4 protein-coding genes are annotated in these 3,328 nt (G+C 41.4%); all 4 read left to right on the forward strand.

Annotated elements, in window-relative coordinates:
• The first annotated feature begins 73 nt into the window (after window positions 1-73).
• The 4 genes from AAF462_11070 to AAF462_11085 all read left to right on the forward strand — a co-directional run bounded on the left by AAF462_11070 (window position 74) and on the right by AAF462_11085 (window position 3,107).
• On the forward strand, window positions 74-1,285 hold the full coding sequence (locus tag AAF462_11070; GenBank protein ID MEM7009663.1) for a thiolase family protein: 1,212 nt from the start codon (window positions 74-76) through the stop codon (window positions 1,283-1,285).
• Between the two features lie 22 nt (window positions 1,286-1,307).
• Entirely contained in the window at window positions 1,308-1,727 is a 420-nt protein-coding gene (locus AAF462_11075) for an OB-fold domain-containing protein (protein MEM7009664.1), read from the forward strand.
• A 104-nt stretch (window positions 1,728-1,831) separates the two neighbouring features.
• Window positions 1,832-2,287 (forward strand): MaoC/PaaZ C-terminal domain-containing protein, encoded by a 456-nt coding sequence (locus AAF462_11080; GenBank protein ID MEM7009665.1) that lies wholly within the window; start codon window positions 1,832-1,834, stop codon window positions 2,285-2,287.
• Window positions 2,288-2,567: 280 nt separating this feature from the next.
• A complete protein-coding gene (locus AAF462_11085; protein MEM7009666.1) occupies window positions 2,568-3,107 on the forward strand; it encodes an AmiS/UreI family transporter in 540 nt (179 codons plus the stop codon).
• Window positions 3,108-3,328 lie beyond the last annotated feature (221 nt).

The following is a 3,328-nucleotide window of genomic DNA, read 5'->3' on the forward strand; positions in this document are numbered from 1 at the left end:
CTAAACGGTTGACTTTTATCAGTATCAATTTAATATAACTCTCCACAAAAATATAATATAGGGGGAGATATATATGGCTAGTAATATCCCAGGTACAGAAGAAGCTAGGGAAGTTCTTAAAAAGAACAAGATTGTTATCGCCGGTGTTGGCGAAACCGATCAGGGAAAAATTCCCGACATGAGCTCTTTTCATTTCCTATCACAAGCTTCAAAATTAGCAATTGAAGACGCAGGAATAAAAAAATCAGATGTTGATGGATTAGTAACGGCATTCTCATTGGTAGAGCATACGTTTATGCACTGCACAACTTTTGCTGATTACTTTGGCATGAAGCCAAAATTCTTTTCCTCAGTAGCTGTAGGCGGTGCAACCGCTGTATGGATGGCAGCTGAGGCTGCAATGGCAATAGCATCAGGACAAGCAGAGGTCGTTCTTTGTGTAAGGGGTGACAACACCCTATCGGGAATCTCCTCATCTGGTATGTTGGCTCTTATTAGAGAGATGTGCCACGGTGAGTTTGAATATCCTTATGGTTTAACCACCCCAGGTGGATACGCTCTTGCTGCACAGCGTTATTTGCATGATTATGGCGCAACAAGAGAACACTTGGCTGCAGTTGCTGTAACAATGAGAAAGCACGCGGCTATGAAAGAGAATGCGATGAACAAAGATCCTCTTACAGTAGAGGATGTAGTTAACTCAAGAATAATTGCAGAGCCTCTTACTAAATATGATTGCTCAATCATCTCAGATGGCGGAGCAGCTTTTATTGTGACCACAGAAGATAAAGCAAAAGAGCTTGGTATTGAAAACGACCTTGCATACCTACTTGGTATGGGACAAGGCTACTCACACCAGTACATGACAACACTAGAGAATTTAGATCAAATCTACAATGCAATTAATCGCTCTGGCCAAAAAGCCTTCCAGACCGCTGGTCTTGGAGTTGATGATGTTGATCTAGCATTCCTATACGACTGTTTCACAATAACCGTTTTACTTGAGCTCGAAGGCTTAGGTTTTGTTCCCAAAGGGGAGGGCGGTCCATTTGCACTAGAGGGTCGTATGGAAATAGGAAAGGATCTTCCTGTTAACACCCATGGCGGGCTCCTATCGCAAGCACACCTTGGAGCTATGCACCACGTTGTAGAAGCTACACTTCAGCTAAGAGGTGATGCAGGACCTAGACAGGTAGACAACCCAGAGGTTGCCCTAGTTCATGGCAACGGTGGCATCGTATCTGCGCACAGCACAATACTACTAGGGAAAGAACCCCTTTCATAAGAAATAAGGAGATTAAGAAACAATGTCAGAAGAAAAAACATATAATAAACCGCTTCCGGATTTTAGACCGGAAACTAAACCATACTGGGAAGCTACCAAAAACCACGCAATGGTTCTCCCTAGATCAAAAGAGACAGGGGAGTTCTTTTTCTATCCACGCGCGGTATCCCCAGGGGATGATATGTCTGAGGACATAGAGTGGGTAGAGGCAAGTGGAAAGGGTAAAGTGTGGACCTATGCTATTCATCACATGGGCCCATCAAAAGCATACAAAGGCGAGCCCCCATATGTTGTGGCTCTAATTGAGCTTGAAGAAGGGGTTAAAATGATGAGTAACGTCATCGATGTTGATGTTAATGATGTTCATGTGGGAATGGAAGTAGAAGTAGTTTATGACGACGTTACTGATGAAGTAACGCTTCCAAAATTTAAACCTGTTTAAATACAGGCACAGGCAAAGCCTGTTTTAATTAAAAGAAAACCAAAGCGGCTCAGGCCATCACGCTTGGGCCGCACTTATATTCTAATCGGAAGGAGGCTGCAATAATGGCAGAGGATACAAGAGTTTTTTATGAAGATTTAGAAGTGGACGCCGAGCACAAAAGCACTGGGCGCACAATTACTGAGGCTGATGTAGTAAGTTTTGCTGGACTATCTGGCGACTTTAACAACATGCACATTGATGAAGAGTTTGCCCAAAAAACCGTCTTTAAGGGTAGGGTGGCTCATGGTCTATGTGTTCTTTCTGTTGCTTCAGGGCTTTGGTTTACAATGCCGAGACTGGCAACAATCGCATTTATGGGGCTTGAGGACTGGAGGTTCTCCGGTGCTGTAAAATTTGGCGACACAATCCATATTACACGTAAGCTTGTAGAGAAAAAGGAACACAAAAGGCCTAACATGGGATTCTTTATTTTTGAGGTTCTTGTTCATAATCAGAGCGGTGATGTTGTACAGAAGGGTAAATGGGTTATTTTGGTAAACAGAAGAGAAGAGGCCTAATTTTACCTATATCTCCTTGAGTGTACCTAAAATACTTAAAAATTGTCTGATTAACGTTTTTCAAACAATTAACTTGACTAAGACACCCCCATCATTGAATTATTTGATTTTTTGATGGGGGTTTTTTCTATAAAATCTAGCGAAATTCTAAAAAATTTACTTGACATAGATATGCGAAATGTGATAAATCCTATTTCATAGAGAAAACTTTGTGGAAGGTGGAAAGTCCACAAAAAACTCCACAAGTAAATACAATAACTTTAAGGAGGTATGGAGAGAAATGGCAATAGATATGTTGCTTGGCTATGTTTTGTTGCTAGTAGGTTTCGTGTTTTTTGCAAACGGTATGACCGTTTTGGGGAAAACAGGAGCTAAAGAAGTTGGTGTATTAAACTTTGCAGTAGCTGTGTTAATTCTAATCGCAGCATGGAAACTACATGATCAGCAGTTAACGGCTGCTACGGCCCTGGTCTCTGTGTTCGCATTGATCTATTTCATGGTTGCTGGAATTTTTATTCACGGATATGACGCTAAAGGTCTTGGATGGTATTGCCTGTTTGCCACAATCGTGTTTATTTGGTACGGCTATCATTTCTACACCTTAGAAGCAGCGATCCCAGGAATGATGTACTATGCACTATTTAACTGGGCATGGGCATTGTTGGTGTTCCTTGTTTTCTTAGCGTTCTCTCTTGGAAAAGCTGTTGCTCCAGCGGTTGCATGGCTCTTCCTAATTGAAGCGTTCCTAACACTTCTAATTCCTGGAATGCTACTACTTACCGGTAAATGGGGACCAATTACGGCACTCAGCGCTGGTTAATAATTAGAAAATATTTATAAAAGAATTTGAATACTAAAGAGGGTTATGGTTTCGCACCGTAACCCTCTTTTTTTATTTTTAGGGTTTTTCATATATAATAATTTGCGCAAACTAGCTCAAATTAAAGAAACGCCGGAGGACTATTATGAGAGACGTATATATATTAGGGGTTGGAACAACAGCTTGCGGCAGATTTCCAGATAAAGCTGCTCATGTGTTAG

This window comes from Thermodesulfobacteriota bacterium (assembly GCA_039028315.1).
In the GTDB taxonomy this organism is placed as follows: Bacteria; Desulfobacterota_D; UBA1144; order Nemesobacterales; family UBA2774; genus CR02bin9.